Source organism: Streptomyces sp. NPDC057486 (assembly GCF_042802415.1).
GTDB lineage: Bacteria > Actinomycetota > Actinomycetes > Streptomycetales > Streptomycetaceae > Streptomyces > Streptomyces yanii.
In genome coordinates, this window is record NZ_JBHVEE010000102.1 from 18,059 (window position 1) to 36,793 (window position 18,735).

17 protein-coding genes are annotated in these 18,735 nt (G+C 71.5%); 1 reads left to right on the top strand and 16 read right to left on the bottom strand.

Annotated features, from left to right (window positions below; genetic code table 11):
• Nucleotides 1-33: 33 nt before the first annotated feature.
• The 9 genes from era to ACFU6I_RS34400 all read right to left on the bottom strand — a co-directional run bounded on the left by era (nucleotide 34) and on the right by ACFU6I_RS34400 (nucleotide 8,639).
• Complete coding sequence (gene era, locus ACFU6I_RS34360; protein ID WP_384373956.1) at nucleotides 34-1,008, bottom strand: GTPase Era; 975 nt, start codon at nucleotides 1,006-1,008, stop codon at nucleotides 34-36.
• Between the two features lie 50 nt (nucleotides 1,009-1,058).
• Nucleotides 1,059-2,003: a WxL protein peptidoglycan domain-containing protein gene (locus ACFU6I_RS34365; RefSeq protein ID WP_384373959.1), complete on the bottom strand. Its 945-nt coding sequence runs from the start codon at nucleotides 2,001-2,003 to the stop codon at nucleotides 1,059-1,061.
• 87 nt (nucleotides 2,004-2,090) lie between these two features.
• On the bottom strand, nucleotides 2,091-3,470 hold the full coding sequence (locus ACFU6I_RS34370) for a beta-xylosidase (RefSeq protein ID WP_384373962.1): 1,380 nt from the start codon (nucleotides 3,468-3,470) through the stop codon (nucleotides 2,091-2,093).
• A 164-nt stretch (nucleotides 3,471-3,634) separates the two neighbouring features.
• A complete protein-coding gene (locus tag ACFU6I_RS34375; protein ID WP_037697728.1) occupies nucleotides 3,635-3,988 on the bottom strand; it encodes a hypothetical protein in 354 nt (117 codons plus the stop codon).
• 237 nt (nucleotides 3,989-4,225) lie between these two features.
• A complete protein-coding gene (locus ACFU6I_RS34380; protein ID WP_384373965.1) occupies nucleotides 4,226-4,579 on the bottom strand; it encodes an MmcQ/YjbR family DNA-binding protein in 354 nt (117 codons plus the stop codon).
• Nucleotides 4,576-5,868 (bottom strand): hemolysin family protein, encoded by a 1,293-nt coding sequence (locus tag ACFU6I_RS34385; RefSeq protein ID WP_384373968.1) that lies wholly within the window; start codon nucleotides 5,866-5,868, stop codon nucleotides 4,576-4,578. Before ACFU6I_RS34385 ends, ACFU6I_RS34380 begins: the two co-directional genes overlap by 4 nt.
• Nucleotides 5,865-6,362 carry an rRNA maturation RNase YbeY gene (gene ybeY / locus ACFU6I_RS34390; protein ID WP_384373971.1) on the bottom strand — a complete coding sequence of 166 codons (498 nt, stop codon included), beginning with the start codon at nucleotides 6,360-6,362 and terminating at the stop codon, nucleotides 5,865-5,867. The genes ACFU6I_RS34385 and ybeY overlap by 4 nt, the downstream gene beginning before the upstream one ends.
• Nucleotides 6,363-6,374: 12 nt before the next feature.
• Complete coding sequence (locus ACFU6I_RS34395; protein WP_345519370.1) at nucleotides 6,375-7,391, bottom strand: PhoH family protein; 1,017 nt, start codon at nucleotides 7,389-7,391, stop codon at nucleotides 6,375-6,377.
• 138 nt (nucleotides 7,392-7,529) lie between these two features.
• Nucleotides 7,530-8,639, bottom strand: a complete 1,110-nt coding sequence (locus ACFU6I_RS34400) for a PfkB family carbohydrate kinase (RefSeq protein WP_345519368.1) — start codon at nucleotides 8,637-8,639, stop codon at nucleotides 7,530-7,532.
• A 351-nt stretch (nucleotides 8,640-8,990) separates the two neighbouring features.
• On the opposite strand from ACFU6I_RS34400, the gene ACFU6I_RS34405 reads away from it, so the two are divergent.
• The gene (locus tag ACFU6I_RS34405; protein WP_384373974.1) at nucleotides 8,991-10,337 is read left to right on the top strand and encodes an MFS transporter; all 1,347 of its coding nucleotides are present in this window, start codon (nucleotides 8,991-8,993) and stop codon (nucleotides 10,335-10,337) included.
• A 22-nt stretch (nucleotides 10,338-10,359) separates the two neighbouring features.
• Here the strand turns inward: ACFU6I_RS34405 and ACFU6I_RS34410 are convergent, their stop codons facing one another.
• The 7 genes from ACFU6I_RS34410 to ACFU6I_RS34440 form a co-directional block, all read right to left on the bottom strand.
• Entirely contained in the window at nucleotides 10,360-11,352 is a 993-nt protein-coding gene (locus ACFU6I_RS34410) for an adenosine deaminase (protein WP_384034602.1), read from the bottom strand.
• Nucleotides 11,353-11,379: 27 nt separating this feature from the next.
• Nucleotides 11,380-12,297, bottom strand: coding sequence for a ribonuclease Z (locus ACFU6I_RS34415; RefSeq protein ID WP_384373977.1), 918 nt, complete (start codon nucleotides 12,295-12,297; stop codon nucleotides 11,380-11,382).
• Nucleotides 12,298-12,331: 34 nt separating this feature from the next.
• Nucleotides 12,332-12,691 carry a histidine triad nucleotide-binding protein gene (locus tag ACFU6I_RS34420; protein WP_327246417.1) on the bottom strand — a complete coding sequence of 120 codons (360 nt, stop codon included), beginning with the start codon at nucleotides 12,689-12,691 and terminating at the stop codon, nucleotides 12,332-12,334.
• A 166-nt stretch (nucleotides 12,692-12,857) separates the two neighbouring features.
• Nucleotides 12,858-16,109 carry a S41 family peptidase gene (locus tag ACFU6I_RS34425; protein WP_384373980.1) on the bottom strand — a complete coding sequence of 1,084 codons (3,252 nt, stop codon included), beginning with the start codon at nucleotides 16,107-16,109 and terminating at the stop codon, nucleotides 12,858-12,860.
• Nucleotides 16,110-16,188: 79 nt separating this feature from the next.
• Nucleotides 16,189-16,734: a hypothetical protein gene (locus tag ACFU6I_RS34430; RefSeq protein ID WP_384373983.1), complete on the bottom strand. Its 546-nt coding sequence runs from the start codon at nucleotides 16,732-16,734 to the stop codon at nucleotides 16,189-16,191.
• Nucleotides 16,735-16,810: 76 nt separating this feature from the next.
• Nucleotides 16,811-17,557 carry a 16S rRNA (uracil(1498)-N(3))-methyltransferase gene (locus ACFU6I_RS34435; RefSeq protein ID WP_384034613.1) on the bottom strand — a complete coding sequence of 249 codons (747 nt, stop codon included), beginning with the start codon at nucleotides 17,555-17,557 and terminating at the stop codon, nucleotides 16,811-16,813.
• Entirely contained in the window at nucleotides 17,554-18,627 is a 1,074-nt protein-coding gene (locus ACFU6I_RS34440; RefSeq protein ID WP_384373986.1) for a nitronate monooxygenase, read from the bottom strand. The genes ACFU6I_RS34435 and ACFU6I_RS34440 overlap by 4 nt, the downstream gene beginning before the upstream one ends.
• Nucleotides 18,628-18,735: the final 108 nt, after the last annotated feature.

Genomic DNA, 18,735 nt, shown 5'->3' on the forward strand with positions numbered 1-18,735 from the left:
GCGGCTGACCCGGCCGCCGGACCCCGCCGACGCTCAGAACCCCAGCTTGCGCAGCTGCTTCGGATCGCGCTGCCAGTCCTTGGCGACCTTCACATGCAGGTCCAGGAAGACCGGCGTGCCGAGCAGCGCCTCGATGTGCTTGCGCGACTTCGTGCCGACCTCTTTCAGCCGCTTGCCCTTCGGGCCGATGATGATGCCCTTCTGGCTGGGCCGCTCGATGTACACGTTCGCGTGGATGTCGAGCAGCGGCTTGTCCGCGGGCCGGTCCTCGCGCGGCAGCATCTCCTCGACGACGACCGCGATCGAGTGCGGCAGCTCGTCGCGCACGCCTTCGAGCGCGGCCTCCCGGATCAGCTCCGCGACCATCACCATCTCGGGCTCGTCGGTGAGGTCGCCCTCCGGGTAGAGCGGCGGGCTCTCGGGGAGCAGCGGCGCGATCAGGTCGGCGAGAAGGCCGACCTGGCTGTCCTTCACCGCGGAGACCGGAATGATCTCTGCCCATTCAAGGCCGAGCTCCTCGCCGAGACGGGAGACGGCGATCAGCTGTTCGGCGAGCTGCTTGGAATCGACCAGGTCGGTCTTGGTGATGATCGCGATCTTCGGGGTCTTCTTGATGCCCGCGAGTTCCTTGGCGATGAACTTGTCGCCGGGGCCGAGCTTCTGGTCGGCGGGCAGGCAGAAACCGATGACGTCGACCTCGGCCCAGGTGGTCCGCACGACGTCGTTCAGCCGCTCGCCGAGCAGCGTGCGCGGCTTGTGGAGGCCGGGGGTGTCGACCAGGATCAGCTGTGCGTCCTCGCGGTGCACGATGCCGCGAACCGTGTGGCGGGTCGTCTGGGGCCGGTTGGAGGTGATCGCCACCTTCTGGCCGACCAGAGCGTTCGTAAGGGTGGACTTGCCCGCATTGGGGCGGCCCACGAAGCAGGCGAAGCCGGCCCGGTGGGGGGCGTTGTTCTCAGCCTGCTGCGCAGCAGCTTCTGGGTTCGGTCGAGCGCTCATGGCGCCCATTGTCCCCGATCCCGGCGGCCCCGCCGCACAGCGGGCGGCCTGCTGTCGTCTCAGGCCCTACGGATGCGGCTCCGCCGGGCCCGTATCCACACCCCCGTACCGCCGCCGACGATCACCAGCAGGACCGCGGCCATCAACCAGGGCAGTGCGACGTACCGGGCGGCGGCGGACTCGCGGGTGTCGCGGGCGCTCGCGGTCAGTTCGATCTCGCCCCATTCCAGCTGGGGCGCGTCGGCCCACTGCTCGCTCAGCCTGACCTCCTGCCGGGGCAGCAGCTCGGACGGGATCCTCTTCAGGTCGCGGGCGAGCAGGGTGCGGCCGAAGAGCCCCTGGGCCTTGAGGGCGACCTTGGGATTGAGGGTGACGTTCCCGCGGTTGTGGAGGGTGTACGAGATGACGGCCCGGCTCTTTCCGGTGCCCGGGACGAGCGGCTGGGTGTGTTCGACGGTGACGTCGTCGACGGACAGCGCGGGCATCGTCGGTCCGTTGACCCGGAGATAGATCCGGGCGCCGACCGCTTTGCGGATGCCTACGGCGACGGCTCCCCGGTCGGCGGGGTCGATGCGTTCGTCGAGAGCGACGAGGGCGCCCGGGTGGTCGCCGGGCTCGGCGGTCTCCGGGAGGGTGACGGTGACCGGCACGGTGACGGAGCCGTGCGGTTTCACGGTGACCTTGTCGCGGCCGGTCCTCGCCCAGGCGCCGATGGAACGCTGCTTCTCGTCCGGGGAGCGGACGGCGAACCCGCCGTCGCGTTCGGTGTTGTAGGCGTCGGCGGCATACAGCCGGAAGGTCAGCGGCTCGGCGGTCTTGTTGGTGACGGTGACCTTGTCGGTGAGGGTGGCACCGGGGTCGGCGGAGAGATAGAAGTACGGGCGCTGCCCGTACTTCGTGGTGGCCGGGTAGACGGACCAGCTGCCGTTGTCGGCGGCATGGCCCGCGGGTGCGCCGAACAGCAGCAGGACGGCGGCCAGGAGGAGTACGTACAGCCTGCGCACGGTGCGGAACCCCCAGGGTGCTCGGTACGGACGGGGTGGGCCGGCCGGGTTCACCGCCCGGCCCACCGGTCGGTCGGGGACCGACGCTCAGGTGAGGGTGAGCGTCAGCACGCCGGAGTACGTGCCGGTCGCGGTGTACGCCGGTACGTCCAGGGCGAGCCGGGCGTCGACGGTGAACTCACCGCCGGTGAAGGCCCCGTTCGGGGTGGATGCCAGGGTGGCGCCGGCACTGCCGACCGAACCCTCGGACCCTGCGGCGCAGGTGCTCGGGCTCCCGGGCTTCGTCCCGCAGACCGGGGTCCAGCTGAGCGCGGAGGCGCCGATCGTCGCACCGCCGGGGCCGCTGAAGTCGGTGACCTTGCCGGTCAGGGACCAGCCCGCGGGACCACCGCGGAAGTCCTGGACCGTCACCGTCTGCAGGGAGCCGCGGGAGGCGCCGCCCGTGCCGAAGTCGACCGCCGACATCTCGACGGTGTCGCCGGCCTGGGTCATGGACAGGGTGCCCGCCCTGACGGACGAGGTGAGTCGCTGGCTGTCGCCGGGGATCTCCCCGCCGCCACCGGTGACGGTGTACGCCTGCGGACCCGCGCCCTTGTCGGCGTCCCAGCCGGAGCCCTCGTACGCGACGATGCCGGTGGTCGCCGGATCGTTGACGGTGAGCTGTCCGGTGAAACCGCCGTGGCTGTCGGCCGTCACCGTGGCCGTGTCCGCGGTCTGGGTGCCACCGGCCCGGCCCGCCAGGGTGACGTTCGCGCCCGCGGTGAACTTCGCTCCGGTCACGGTGACCGGGTCGCCCGCCTTGCCGGAGGCCGTACCGAGCTGGATGGCACGCTCGTTGACCTGGCCGCCGCCGTTCGTCGCGACGACCGTCTGGGAGACGGGGGCGGGCGGGTTCGTCACCGTGCAGGGGGTGTCCAGCTCCATGATGTAGCTGGTGTGGATGTTGTAGTCGCCCGGCGAGAGCGTGATCTCCCCCGGTGCGGTGACCGTGAAGGCGCCCGTCATGGAGAAGGACGGGAAGTTGCCCTTGCCGGGTACGGGGTCGTTCTTCTTGGGACCGGCGACGGTGACGCTGCCGCTCTGGGCGCCGCCGACGGTGACCTTGCCGGTCGGCGTCATGATGTCGGCGGGCAGGGCCAGATCGACCGGGTTGCTCGCGGCCGGCTTGACCACGGTGTACGTGACGTTGACCGTGTCGCCCACCTTCGGGGCGGCGTTGTCGACGCTGATCTGCGCCGTCGTCGTCCCGTCGATCGGCGGGATGCCCGCGATGGCCGGCGGGATGCAGTGCGTGGGGAAGTCCACCGCGACGGAGGCCGTCGCCAGGGCCTGCGCGGGGCCTGCGAGTGCTCCTCCCCCGGTGACGACGAGCGCGGTGACACCGAGCGCGGCGGCCCAGCGGCGCCTGCGGTCCGGGTGTCTTCGGGCGGCGGATCTTCGAATGGTCGGATGCGTGGTCGGACGCATGGAACCCCCTCCTGCGGGACGCGGCGCAGCAGCTCTGCTGCGCCGGCAGGGGGCCATTGATGACTCCGGTCGAAAAGAAGTCAATGGCAGCGAAATGCCCCGACTGATGGGCCATCAGATGCTGTCAAGATCCCTGCTCCCAGGGATCCTGACGACATCCGAGGTCAGCCGGCCGTCACACTGACCCGCACCGCGCCGTCCGGTCCGGCCAGCAGGACCGGGGTCTGCGGCCCGCCCAGGTCCCGTACCGCCGCGCGGTCCGCGTCCGACGGGGTCTCCGCCTCGGAGACGATCGCGGCCGCCTCCAGAGAAGTGGCGCCGCTGGCCACCGCCATCGCGACGGCGGTCTGCAGGGCGCTCAGCTTCAGCGACTCCAGCTGTACGGTGCCCGCGACATACGTACGTCCGGTCTCGTCCCGTACGGCCGCGCCCTCCGGCACACCGTTGCGGGCGCGGGCGCTGCGCGCCAGCGTGACGATCTTGCGGTCCTCGGGGCCGAGGTCGGTGCTCTCAGTCATGTGCCGAGCATACGAAGCGGACAGCGGGGAACCGCACGCGCCCGCTGCTGGGAGTGCCGGTGACCACACAGGGGTGACCACACAGGGCGAACCGTTCGGGGGCGTGCGGACGGTGGCCGCGGCGATCCCGGTCGCGGCAGGGGTGGCGGCGGCGGCAGGCCTCCGCCACACGTGACGGGCCACAGCCGGCCCCCGTGGCGGTGGAGGAGCGGGCCCGGGGCGGCGCCCGGGCCCGCTCTACCCCCGGTCCAGCCGCAGCCGCTCCGCCCGCGGCAACCCCGCCACCACCAAGTCGTACGAGTCCTCGATCAGCTCCCGCAGCAGGCGCCCCGGCACCCCCGACACCGTCACCGTGTTCCAGTGCCGCTTGTTCATGTGCCAACCCGGGACGATCGCCGCGTGCTTCTCCCGCAGCCGCACCGCATCATCCGGATCGCACTTCAGATTGACCGTGAGCGGCCGTGCGTCCAGCGTGCTGAGCGCAAACATCTTGCCGAGCACCTTGAACACCGAGGTCTCCGGTCCGAACGGAAACTCCTCGACGCTCGCGTTGAACTCCAGGCAGAACGCCCTCAACTCCTGTGGGGTCATTCCGATGCTGCCTCGTCCGGCACGACCGGCTCCACCAGCACCGTGACGATCTTGTTCCGGCGCCCCGCCGGGGACTCCGCGGTCAGCCGGAGCCGACGCCCGTCGGGAAGATCGACGACCGCGGAAGCCCCGGCGATCGGCACCCGGCCGAGTGCCTTCGCCAGGAGCCCACCGACCGTCTCCACGTCCTCGTCGTCGAACGCGTCGACCCCGAACAGCTCGCCCAGGTCGCCGATGTCGAGCCGGGCGGTCACCCGGAAGCAGCCGTTCTCCAGGTCCTGGACGGGCGGGAGCTCACGGTCGTACTCGTCGGTGATCTCACCGACGATCTCCTCCAGGATGTCCTCGATCGTGACGATGCCCGCCGTGCCGCCGTACTCGTCGATGACGACGGCGACGTGGCTGCGGTCCTGCTGCATCTCGCGCAACAGATCACCGGCGTTCTTGGTGTCCGGCACGAACGCCGCAGGTCGCATCGCCGTGGAGACCGGATCGGCCTCCGACTCCCGGTTGATGTGCGTCTTGCGGACCAGGTCCTTGAGGTAGACGATCCCGACGATGTCGTCCTCGTTCTCCCCGGTGACCGGGATCCGGGAGAACCCGGAGCGCAGGGCCAGGGTCAGCGCCTGCCGGACCGTCTTGTACCGCTCGATGCAGACCAGGTCCGTCCGCGGCACCATCACCTCGCGCACCAGCGTGTCGCCGAGCTCGAAGACGGAGTGCACCATGCGCCGCTCCTCGTCCTCGATCAGCGACTCCTGCTCGGCGAGGTCGACCATCGCCCGCAGTTCCGCCTCGCTGGCGAACGGGCCCTTGCGGAACCCCTTGCCGGGGGTGAGCGCGTTGCCGAGGAGGATCAGCAGCTGGGGGATCGGGCCCATGATCCTGGCGAGCGGCAGCAGCACGTACGCCGCCGCCGTCGCCGTGTTCAGCGGGTGTTGCCGCCCGATGGTGCGCGGCGAGACGCCGATGGCGACGTACGACACGAGGACCATCACGCCCATCGCGACGGCCAGCGCCTCCCAGGTCTCCGGGAACTCCTTCAGGCACGCGTACGTGACGAGCACACCGGCCGACATCTCGCAGGCGACCCGCACGAGCAGGGCGACATTGAGATAGCGGGTCGGATCGGCCGCGACCTGTTCCAGCTTGTCGCTGCCGCGCCGCCCGGAGCGCACCGCCTCGGCCGCCCGGAAGCTCGACGTGCGGGCGATGCCCGCCTCGGCGCAGGCCGCCAGCCAGCCGAACACGACCAGCAGGACGGCACCCAGGACGAGGGGGACGCTCACGAGACGGTGGGGGCGGGCGACGGACCGGTCAGGCCGCGCTCGGCACGCCAGCCGTCCACGATCGCTGCCTGGAGACCGAACATCTCGGCCTTCTCGTCCGGCTCCTCATGGTCGTACCCCAGCAGATGCAGCACCCCGTGGACGGTGAGGAGCTGGAGCTCCTCGTCCATGGAGTGCCGGGTCTCCGCGTCCTCACCCTGCTTCTTCGCGACCTCCGGGCACAGCACGATGTCCCCGAGGAGCCCCTGCGGGGGCTCCTCGTCGTCCTTCGCCGGCGGACGCAGTTCGTCCATCGGGAAGGACATGACATCCGTCGGACCCGGCAGGTCCATCCACTGGATGTGGAGCTGCTCCATGGCGTCGGTGTCCACCACGATCACCGAGAGTTCGGAGAGCGGGTGGATCCGCATCCGTGCGAGCGCATAGCGGGCGATGTCGAGGATCGCCTGCTCGTCGACCTCGGTTCCGGACTCGTTGTTGACGTCGATCGACATGGTGCGCTGCGACTACTTCCCGTTGTGGCTGTCTCGGTTGTCGTACTTCTCGTACGCGTCGACGATACGGCCGACCAGCTTGTGCCGGACGACATCCTGGGAGGTAAGCCGGGAGAAGTACACGTCCTCGACCCGGTCCAGGATCTCCTGGACCTGACGCAGACCGCTCTTGGTCCCGTTCGGCAGGTCGACCTGGGTCACGTCACCGGTGACGACGATCTTCGAGTCGAAGCCGAGCCGGGTCAGGAACATCTTCATCTGCTCGGCGCTGGTGTTCTGCGCCTCGTCGAGAATGATGAACGCGTCGTTGAGCGTTCGTCCGCGCATGTACGCCAGCGGCGCCACCTCGATCGTGCCCGCCGCCATCAGCCGCGGGATCGAGTCGGGGTCGAGCATGTCGTGCAGCGCGTCGTAGAGCGGGCGCAGATACGGGTCGATCTTGTCGAAGAGCGTGCCGGGCAGGAACCCGAGCCGCTCCCCCGCCTCGACGGCGGGCCTGGTCAGAATGATCCGGCTGACCTGCTTGGACTGCAGTGCCTGGACCGCCTTCGCCATGGCGAGATAGGTCTTGCCGGTACCGGCGGGTCCGATGCCGAAGACGATCGTGTGCTTGTCGATGGCGTCGACGTAGCGCTTCTGGTTGAGCGTCTTGGGGCGGATCGTGCGACCGCGATTGGAGAGAATGTTCTGGGTGAGCACCTCTGCGGGTGTCTCGCCCTGCGGCTCCCCCTGCCCGTTGCCGCTCGCCCGGAGCATGGCGATCGAGCGTTCCACTGCGTCCTCCGTCATCGGCTGCCCGGTGCGGAGCACGAGCATCATCTCGTCGAACAAGCGCTGAATCAGGGCGACATCAGCTGCGTCACCCGTGGCTCGGATTTCGTTGCCCCGGACATGAATATCGGCCGCCGGGAACGCCGTTTCGATCACGCGCAGCAGCGAGTCGCCCGATCCCAGGAGCATCACCATGGGGTGTGCGGCCGGAATCATGATCTGGGCACGCGCCTGCGGCTGTGTGGGTGTCTGAGTCATGGGCCGGCCCTCGGGCCTGCACATACCTCCCGTTGCAGGGTTCTCGCCGCTCGACAACCTCTGGACTTCCAAGCCTACGACTCCGCACGGACAACACCGAGGGCTTTTTCGCACACGATGCGAACACCCGTGCCCGCCTCACGCGAAGTGGCGGAAGCCGATGGTCGGTACGGCCCGGCGCAGCGGCCACGGCCGGGCGGCGGCAGGAAGCAGATGCTCCAGGAACGCGTACCGCTGGAGGGCCGCCGGATCCTGCCCGTCGCAGGTGCGGACCCGCTGCCACCAGGCGGCGATCTCCGCCCAGCCCGGCGCCGACAGGGACCCGCCGAACTCCTGGACGGAGAGCGCCGCGGTCAGTCCCGCGAAGGCCAGCCGATCGGCCAGCGGCCAGTCCGCCAGGGTGCCGGTGACGAATCCGGCGACGAAGACATCGCCCGCGCCCGTCGGGTCGAGGGCCTCGACCTCGATAGCGGGCACCTCGGCGGTGACACCGGTCTCCGCGTCCACCGCGTAGGCGCCCTCCGCGCCCAGCGTGACGACGGCGAGCGGCACCCGTTCGGCGAGGGCACGGGCTGCGGCACGGGGGCAGTCGGTACGGGTGTAGCGCATCGCCTCCTCCGCGTTGGGCAGGAACGCCTGGCAGTACTGCAGGTCGGGAAGCGCGTCCAGGTCCCAGCGGCCGGTCTCGTCCCAGCCGACGTCGGCGAAGATCCGGGCGCCGTGCCGGGCCGCGACGGCGACCCAAGGCTCGCTGCGGCCGGGGGTCAGCGAGGCGATGGCGGCGCGGGCGCGCGGCGGGCAGCGCGGGAAGGCCCGGTCCGCGTGCGAGGGGGTGACGGGCGGCGGGGCCTCGTGTCCGTGCGAGACCATCGTCCGCTCGCCCTCGTACGCCATGGAGACGGTCACCGGCGAGTGCCAGCCGGGGACGGTGTGCGACATCGAGAGGTCGATGCCCTCGCCCTGTTCGAGGGCGTCCCAGCAGTACTCCCCGTAGTGGTCGTCGCCGAACGCGGCGGCGAGCGAGGTGTGCAGTCCGAGCCGGGCCAGTGCGGTGGCCATGTTGGCGACGCCGCCGGGGCTCGAGCCCATGCCGCGGGCCCAGGACTCGGTGCCGCGGACCGGGGCGCTGTCCAGCCCGGTGAAGACGATGTCGAGGAAGACCGTGCCGGTGAGGAACACGTCGCAGTCCGGGTCCTGCGGGGCACGCAGCCCGTCCAGTGGGTCGATGCCTGGATTGTCCGTACTCACCTTGCACTCCCCGGTCGTGGCAGATCCGGCCAGTGTGCCCGATTCACCCCTGCATCCGGGGCGGGTCCGCGTCGTCGCGCCGGACGGGCGCGAGCGGGACCGGTGCCCGACGCGCCCCGGGTCCGCGCACACCCACACTGACCTGCGTAAACATGCGCTGTTACCCGCCCCGCATGGAGGCAAACACAAATGTGACCCAGATCACTCAGGGGCGCCTTTCGGTCGACTGTGCGCACTTGATACAAATTGGCCCGCGCGCACCGTCGCCGATCGACACCGACGGGTGCCACATCCCCCCGCTGTACCTCCCCCGCCTTCCCTGCCTCCTTCGGCATGTCTTCAGGAACGCCCATGTCCCCGCGCCCTCGCGCCGCGTGGCCCCTGGTCGCCGTGTTCACCGCCGGTTACCTCGCCGCATATCTGCTCCCCACCATCGTCGGCCGGCTCTCCACCCATCTGGGCCTCAGCGCGGCCCAGGCGGGTCTGGTCGGCAGCGCACTCCTGCTGAGTTCGGCCACCGCCGGATTCACGCTGGCGGGCCGGGTCGAGCGGTACGGGTCGCAGAGACCTGCACGGGCCGGGCTGGCCCTGGCCGTGGTGGGCTACGGCTGCGCCGCGCTGGCCGGTTCCGTGCCCCTCGTGGTCATGGGCGCGGTGATCGGCGGGCTCGGCTCGGGTACGGCGACGGCAGTGGCCGCGGCCGGTATCGCCGCACAGCGCGATCCGCACCGGACCTCGTCCCTGGGCCTGCTGAGCGTCTCCGCGACCGCGGGCGCCCTCTACCTGACGATCCCTCACCTGGGTGGTGGTCATCGGCTGCCGTTCGCCTCGATCGCCCTGGTCGCCCTGCTCGTCTGGCCCGCCACCGCGCGGCTCGGCGGCTCGGCGCCCACCGGTTCGACGGCGCCGGTGAGCGGCCGGCTGCCGCACCGCCGCTCCGGTCTGGTGCTGGCGGGCGGCATGCTCGTCTGGTCGATGGCGCAGAACGCCCTGTGGGGGGTCAGCAGCCGGATCGGCGTGTCCCAGGCCGGGCTCTCGGAGGTCACCATCGGCGCGGTGTTCGCCGCCGCGCTCGGCGCCGGCCTGCTCGGCGTGATGGGCGCCGGAGTGCTGGGCGCCAGACTCGGCCGGGCCGTCCCGATCGGTCTCGGCACCGTGATCATCGCGGGGAGCATCGTGCTCAGCTCGTCGGCCGCCGGACTCGGCTCGTTCGCCACCGGCGAGATCACGTGGAACACCGTCTACCCGGTGGTCCTGTCGTATCTGATCGGTCTGGCCGCGTCCCTGGACGTACGGGGCCGCTGGGCGGTCCTCGCGGGCTCCGCGTCGTCCGTCGGCGTGGCCTGCGGCCCGGTCCTCGGCAGTGTGCTGTCCGAGACGGCCGGCTACCCGGTGATGGGCCTGGTCCTGGGCGCCGTGACCCTGTTGGTCGCCGCCCCGGTCACGGCCGTCGCGCTGCACACCGGCGGCCGTCCGCTGGTGCCCGGCTCCGTCCGCCGCCGGGGTGGCGCCCCCGCGGCGCTGCTCGCCGCGACCACCGGCACGCTGTCCGGCGCGGTGCCCAGGATGGGCGCCCCGGAACAGGCCGTCACGGAGATCAGCATGCCCGCGCTGCGCCGCAGGCGCCTCGGCAGGAACGCGTTCCGGACGGCCGGTCCGTCGGGCGCGGACGGTCAGAGCCTGCCGGGTGACCTCTGATCGAAGGTCACCCGGCAGGCTGTCAGTCGAACGCGTACGCCTCGACCTCCGACAGGTAGCGCGACCTGCGCTCCTCGTCGTGGTCGAGGAAGGCCGCCTCGAAGGAGTTCCGGGCCAGCGTGCGCAGCTGCTCACGCTCCAGTCCGAGCGCCTCGTGGACGGCATGGAAGGTGTCTCCGACGTATCCGCCGAAGTACGCGGGATCGTCGGAGTTCACCGTGCAGAGCAGTCCGGCGTCCAGCATCGCCCGCAGCGGGTGCTGCTCCAGGGTGTCGACGGCGCGCAGCCGTACGTTGGACAGCGGGCAGAGGGTGAGCGGCACCCGGTCGGCTACGAGCCGCTTCACCAGGTCAGGGTCCTCCAGACAGCGCAGCCCGTGGTCGATGCGCTCGACCCCGAGGACGTCGAGCGCCTCCCGGATGTACTCCGGCGGCCCCTCCTCCCCGGCGTGTGCGACCTTCCGCAGCCCGAGCGCCCCGGCCGCCTCGTACACCTCACGGAACTTCGCGGGCGGATGCCCGACCTCCGCCGAGTCCAGGCCGACGGCGCTGATCCGGTGCAGGTACGGCTTCGCGGCGTCGAGGGTCTCCAGGGCCGATTCGGCGGACTGGTCGCGCAGGAAGCACATGATCAGCTGGGTGGAGATGCCATGGGTCTCCTCGCTGCGGTCGAGCGCCCGGCCGAGTCCTTCGACGACGGTGCCGATCGGGACGCCTCGGGCGGTGTGCGCCTGCGGGTCGAAGAAGATCTCCGCGTGGCGGACGCCCTGGGCGGCCGCGCGGGTGAGGTAGGCGTCGGCGAGCTGCTCGAAGTCCTCCTCGGTGCGCAGGACGGCCATCAGCGCGTAATAGAGGTCCAGGAAGGACTGCAGATCGTCGAAGAGATAGGCGGTGCGCAGCTCTTCGGTGTTCGCGTACGGCAGCTCCACGCCATTGCGCTCGGCGAGGGCGAAGGCCAGCTCGGGTTCGAGGGTCCCTTCGATGTGGAGGTGGAGTTCTGCCTTGGGGAGATGCACGGGTTGCTCGCTCACTCTTGCTGCTGGTTACTGCTGTTGTTGATGTCGGCTCGGGACGGGAACGCTGATCAGGTCCTGGGCGATGGTCAGTTCGCCCTCGAACCCGGCGGCGCGGGCCTGCGCGGCGAAGACATCCGGATCCCCGTATCGCTGCGAGAAGTGCGTCAGCACGAGATGCCGTACGCCCGCCTCCCGGGCCACCCGGGCCGCCTGTCCGGCGGTGAGATGGCCGTGGTCGGTGGCGAGCCGTGCGTCCTCGTCGAGGAAGGTCGACTCGATGACCAGCAGGTCGCACCCCTCGGCGAGCGTGTACACGCCGTCGCAGAGCCTCGTGTCCATGATGAACGCGAAGCGCTGTCCGCGCCTGCGCTCGGAGACATCGTCGAGGCCGACGCCGCCCAGCGAGCCCTCGCGCTGGATCCGTCCGACGTCCGGCCCGCTGATCCCGTGCTCGGCGAGCCGGTCGGGCAGCATGCGCCGCCGGTCGGGCTCGACGAGGCGGTAGCCGTACGACTCGACGGGGTGGGAGAGCCGGTGGGCGTGCAGGGTGTACGCGGCGGTCTCGACGAGCACCCCGTCGGCCGCGACCGGGGCTTCGGTCAGCTCGACGGACTCGCGGTAGGCGGTCGCGTACCGCAGCCGCTCGAAGTACTGCTGCCCGCTCGCCGGGTAGTGCGCGCTCACGGGGTGCGGGACCTGGTCGAGATTGATGCGCTGGATCACCCCGGCGAGGCCGAGGGAGTGGTCACCGTGGAAGTGCGTGACGCAGATCCGGTTGATGTCGTGCGCTGCGACACCGGCGCGCAGCATCTGGCGCTGGGTGCCCTCGCCGGGGTCGAAGAGGATGCCTTCGCCGTCCCAGCGCAGCAGATAGCCGTTGTGGTTGCGGTGCCGGGTGGGAACCTGGCTGGCGGTGCCGAGGACGACGAGTTCGCGTACGGACATGAGTGCGGCGGCCTGCGATTCGGGTGGTTCGGCGTTATCCGGGCGGCCACTGCATTCCGCGGCCGCCCAGGACGTGGGCGTGCGCGTGGAAGACGGTCTGCCCGGCACCGGCGCCGGTGTTGAAGACGACCCGGTAACCGGTGTCGGTGATCTTTTCGTCGGCGGCGACGTGTCCGGCCTCGCGCAGTATGTCGGCGGCGATCTGCGGCTCGACGGCGGCGAGGGTGGCGGCGTCGCGGTGGTGGACGCGGGGGATGACGAGGATGTGGGTGGGGGCCTGGGGGTTGATGTCGCGGAAGGCGACGGTCGTCTCGGTCTCGCGGACGATGGTTGCCGGGACGTCTCCCGAGACGATCTTGCAGAACAGGCAGTCGGGCTGCGGTTCTCCCGCCATGGCCGGGCTCCTCGGTCGCGTGGTTGATCCGTACACGGGCATGCTATCGGGCGCGGTTGCCCCGTTCCCGAAGCCGGGGGCGGAGCCCAGGTCCCGGGAACGGGCGGACAGCGGGACGAGGGCCTTTCCCCGGATCGGGCCGGATCCGGGGAAAGGCCCCGGCCCCCTACCCCGGCAGACCCGGTGCCGTCTTCGCCGGGCTTTCCGCGAGCCCCTCCAGTGCGATCCGGATCGCCGCGTCCAGCTGCGGATCCCGCCCCGCCGCATGGTCCTGCGGCGCCATCACGACCTCCACGTCCGGGTCCACCCCGTGGTTCTCCACACCCCAGCCGTACCCCTCCAGCCAGAACGCGTACTTGGGCTGCGTGACCAGCGTGCCGTCGACCAGCCGGTACCGGCTGTCGATGCCCACCACGCCGCCCCACGTCCGCGTACCGACCACCGGCCCGATCCCGAGCGCCTTGATCGCCGCGTTCACGATGTCGCCGTCCGAGCCGGAGAATTCGTTCGCCACGGCGACCACCGGACCGCGCGGTGCATCCCCGGGGTAGCTGTACGGCTGCATGCCGCGCGGCAGGTCCCAGCCGACGATGCGGCGGGCCAGCTTCTCCACGACCAGCTGCGACGTGTGACCGCCACGGTTCTCCCGTACGTCCACCACCAGCCCCTCACGGGCCACTTCGACCCGCAGGTCCCGGTGGAGCTGCGCCCAGCCGGAGCCGACCATGTCGGGGACGTGCAGGTAGCCGAGGCGCCCGCCGGAATGCTCGTGCACGTACGCCCGTCGGTCGGCCACCCACGCGTGGTACCGCAGCGGCTCCTCGTCCGCGGTCGGCACGACGACGACGTGACGCAGGTTGCCGCCGTCCGCCGGCGAGACGGTCAGCTCGACCGGCTTGCCCGCCGAGCCGGTGAGCAGCGGCCCGGGCCCGGTCAGGGGGTCGATCGCCTGCCCGTCGACGGCGAGGATCGCGTCCCCGGCGCGGACCGCGACGCCGGGCGCGGCGAGCGGCGAGCGGGCTGCCGGGTCGGACGTCTCGGACGGCAGGATCCGGTCGATGCGCCAATGGCCTTCGTCCGTACGGGAGATGTCGGCCCCGAGCAGCCCCTGCCGGCTCGCGTCGTCGTGCCGGCCGCCCAGCGGCGTCACATACGCGTGCGAGGTGCCGAGCTCCCCCTGCACCTCCCAGAGCAGGTCGACGAGGTCGTCATGGGTGGCGACGCGCGCCAGCACCGGCCGGTAGCGGTCGAGGACGCCGTCCCAGTCGACGCCGCCCATGTCGGGCCGCCAGAAGTTGTCGCGCATGATGCGGCCGGCCTCGTCGTACATCTGGCGCCATTCGGCGGCCGGTTCGACGATCCGGCGGATCCGGGAGAGGTCGACGGCGACGCTGTTGTCGCTGCCGCCGTCGTGGTCGTCGTCGGAGCCCGCCGGGACACGGCTGTCGGCGGGTACGACGCGCAGCTTGCCCCGGGTGTGCAGGACCAGCCGCTTGCCGTCGCCGCTGACGGCGAACCGGCTGACATCGGAGGCGAGTTCGTCGCTGTGCAGCTTCTCCAGGTCGTACCGCTCCAGGACGGTCTCCGGTCCCCGGGAGTCCGGTGTCGCCCCTGCGGTGCCGAGCACGCCCGTCACCGGGTGCCGCAGCCACAGCAGTCCGTCCTTCGCCGCGCGCAGCGAGGAGTAGCGGGCGGCCTCGACGGGCAGCGGCACGATCCGGTCGGCGAGCCCGTCGAGATCGATCCGGGTGACGGGCAGCGCGGTGGGGTTGTACTGCTCTGCGTCGCCGGAGCTCTTCTCCTTCTCCGCCGGGCGGCCGTGGCGCTGCGGCCCGAACGGGGAGGGCGTGGTGGCCGCGAGCGTCAACAGGTGCGGCCGGCAGGCGCCGACGAAGGCCAGGTCGAAGACGTGCGCGTCGTAGACCGGGTCGAAGGCCCGCTCGGAGAGGAAGGCGAGGTGCTTGCCGTCGACGGTGAACGCGGGGGCGTAGTCCCGGAAGCGGAGCGGCGTGGCCTCGGCGACCGACAGATCGGCGAGGTGCGCGAGCTTGAGCTGGCTCAGCGGCTCGGGCCCGGGGTGGGACCAGGCGAGCCATGCCGAGTCGGGCGAGAAGACGAGCCCGGAGGCGTCGCCGTGCTCGCTGCGGTCGACCTCGTGGACCTCGCCGCTCTCCCGCTCGACGATCAGGATCCGGCCGTCGTGCGAGGCGACGGCGAACCGGCTGCCGTCGGCGGCCGCCGCCAGGTCGAGCACCCTGCCCAGCCGGCCGGCGGCCAGTCGGCGCGGTGCGGTGCCCGGAGCGGTTCCGGTGGCGGGTGCGCACTCCAGGGCGTCGTCGCCCTCCGCGTCGGTGACCCAGACGACGTGCTGATCGCCGTCGGCCTGGAAGGTACGGGGCAGTCTGGCCCGTACCCCGGGTTCGACGGCCAGTGCGCGGGCCGGGCCCTCGCGGTGGGTGACCCAGTGGACGGCGCCGCGCGTCCCGACGGCGCTGCCGCGGCCGGTACGGTCCGGGGACGCCGAGTCGAGGTGGCTCCCGGCGTGCACGGAGTGCGGCTGGAGGTCGGCACGCTGTCCGCCGAGGCGGATGTCGAGACGGCGGGGCTCGGCCCCTTCGAGGTCGTCGAGCAGCCACAGCTCACCGGCCGAGGCGTAGCTGACGCGGGTGCCGTCGGTCGTCGCGTGGCGGGCGTAGAAGCCGTCGGCCTCGGTGTGCCGGCGCAGGTCGGAGCCGTCGGGGAGCGAGGAGTAGAGCGCGCCGACGCCTTCGTGGTCGGAGAGGAAGGCGAGACGGTCGCCGACCCACATCGGGCATTCGATGTTGCCGTCGAGGCCCTCGTGGATGCGCACGAAGTCCGCGACGCCGTCCGGCCCCTGGCCTTCCCCGGGTGCCTGCGCGAGCCACAGCTTGCCCGCCGTGCCGCCCCGGTAACGCTTCCAGGTGGCGGCCTCGCGCCCCATGGTGGCGGAGAGCAGCAAAACCCGTCCGCCCGGCCCGTACGCGAGGGAGCCGACCGGTCCGTACGGCAGGGTCCGCGCGGGCCCGCCGTCGACCGGGACGGCCCGGGCCCAGCTGCGGCGGAGCGACACCTGCCCCTGGGTGCTGGTGACCAGGACGTCGCCCTCGGGGGTCCAGCCGCGTACGGCGGTCCGCGCGTCGCCCCAGTAGGTCAGCCGCTTCGAAGGGCCTCCGTCGACGGGGGCGAGGTGCACCTCGGGGGCACCGTCCCGGGTGGATGTCCAGGCGACGTGGGTGCCGTCGGGCGATATGTGCGGTTGGCGGACGGGCCGGTTGTCGGCGCTGACCCGCCAGGCCCGGCCACCGTCGAGCGGCGCCAGCCAGACATCGTCCTCAGCGGTGAAGGCGATCAATTCGCCCTGGACATGGGGGTACCGGAGATAGGCAGGCTGTGTCACATCGATCACCCTAGGCCGCGGTCGTGCTCCGGGGAACGGGGTTGGCCGGAGTCCGCCCCCGTCCGCGTGTCGGATGCACTCACTTGCCCTGGGCGTACTCGGTCACCGTGACGGTCACGGTGACGGTCGGCCGGGCGCCGCCGCCACGGCCCGTCGGCGGTGTCACGCCGCCGGTCGAGGGGGCGGCGTCACAGTTGCCGAGCACATCGGCCCGCAGGACGGTCCTGTCGTCGACCTTTCCGGTCAAGTCCCCCCGCACACAGAGCCCGTTGACCTCCTTCGTGACCTTGCCGACGAGCGTGACGTCCTTCCCGGCCGCGGTCCGGCCGCGGCAGTCGACGTGCGCCACCTGCCGCGCGGACGCGGAGGGCGAGGGCGAGGACCGCGTCGTACCGCCGCCCTCGACCTCGGCCGTGCAGTTCAGCCACTGCACATCGACCCCTTTGCGCTCCAGCGCCCCGGTGCCCGCCCGGTCGGTGGTCAGGGCGACGGACGCGGAGTTCAGCCCGTCGATCGGCTCACAGGCGACGGCCCCCGCAACCGCCGCACCGACGAGGCACAGTACGGCCGGAATGCGATGGGTCCGGCCGCGACCCCATGGACTCGATGCCCTCAATGTCCCCATACGTGGCAGCGTCCCACCACTCCCCCATGGTGCGATAGACCGCTTGCAGCCACACCGGGCATGCTGTATACGGTCGTTACGCCCAGCGGCCGGTGCGTCCCAGCAGCAGCGCCGTCGCCGCGGTGCCCGCCGTCGAGGTGCGCAGGACGCTCCGGCCGAGCCGGCAGGTCCGGGCGCCCGCCTCGGCGAAGGTCGCCAGTTCCTCGGGCGACACACCGCCCTCCGGACCCACGACCAGGATGATCTCGCCCCCTGCGGGCAGTCCGACGGTGGCCAGCGGTTCGCTGTCGTACCCCCGGTCCTCGTGCAGGACGGCGGCGAAGTCGGCTGTGGCCAGAAGTGCGGCAACCTGTTTGGTCGTCAGTGCGTCCGTCACTTCCGGGAATCGCACCCGGCGCGACTGCTTGCCCGCCTCGCGGGCCGTGGTCCGCCACTTCGCGAGGGCCTTGAGACCGCGGTCGCCCTTCCACTGGGTGATGCAGCGCGAAGCCTGCCACGGCACGATCGCGTCGACGCCCGTCTCCGTCATCGTCTCGACGGCGACCTCGCCGCGGTCGCCCTTGGGGAGCGCCTGGACCACGGTGATGCGGGGCGTGGGACGGGGCTCCTCGTGGACCGTGCAGAGGTCCGTCACCACCAGCCGGTCCTTGCCCTCGGTGGCCCGCACGATCCCCTCCGTCCACCGGCCGTGCCCGTCCGTCAGAACGACGTTCTCACCGGCCTGCAGCCGCTTGACCGAAACGGCGTGCCGCCCCTCGGGACCGTCCAGGACGAACTCGGGCCCGGCGGGGACCTGTTCGACGACGAAGACCGGTGCGGTCACTGCGTGCTCCTTGTGCTCAGCGCCGCTTGTGCGGCGTCCAGTTCTTCGGCGAGCAGCTCGACCAGCCGACCGGCCGGCAGCTCGCGCGCCATGCGGTGGCCCTGGCCCGCCCACAGGGCCATGCCCTGCGCGTCCCCGGCATTGGCCGCGGCCTTGCGCAGCCCGCTGGTGACATGGTGCACCTGCGGGTAGGCGGCCGGGGCGTACGGGCCGTGCTCGCGCACGAAGCGGTTGACGAGGCCGCGGGCGGGGCGTCCGGAGAACGCCCGGGTCAGGGCCGTCCGTACGAACAGCGGGTTGGTCAGCGCCTGCTTGTGCAGCAGATGGGCGCCGGACTCGGGGCAGGCCAGGAATGCCGTGCCGAGCTGCGCCGCCTCCGCGCCCGCCGCGATGACCGCCGCGATCTGGGAACCGCGCATGATGCCGCCGGACGCGATGAGCGGCAATTGGACGGTCTCCCGGACCTGGGCCACCAGGGAGAGCAGCCCCGTGCCGGTGTCGTCGTTCTGCGGGTCGTCGCGATGGGTGGACTGATGGCCGCCCGCCTCGACGCCCTGGACACAGATCGCGTCGGCGCCCGCCCACTGGGCGGCTTGGGCCTCCTCGGGCGAGGTGACCGTCACGACGGTGTACGTACCGACTCCGGCGAGCGCGTCGAGGGCTTCGCGGGTGGGGCAGCCGAACGTGAAGGAGACCACCGGAACGGGGTCCTCCAGGAGGATCGCGAGTTTGGCCTCGTAGCCGTCGTCACCGCTGGAGTCCGGGTCACCGAGCGGGGTCTCGTACCAGGCGACCTCACCGGCGAGCTGGTGCCGGTACACCTCGACGGCGCTCGGGTCGGCGAGGTTCGGCTGCGGCATGAAGAGGTTGACGCCGAACAGCTGACCGGTCATTCTGCGCAGCTGTTTGATCTCGTTGTACATGCCGTCCGCCGTCTTGTACCCGGCGGCCAGGAAGCCGAGCCCACCGGCTTCGGCAACGGCCGACACGAGCTGCGGACAGGACACGCCGCCCGCCATCGGGGCCTGCACGACCGGATACCGGTAGAGATCGGTCAACGCGGATGACATGACCGCATCGTGTCACGTCCGGTGCACCCTGCCGAATCAGCCACGGCACGGCCGGAGCGGTATACGCGGAACGCCGTGGCGCCCGCCGGTCCTGGGACGGGCGGGCGC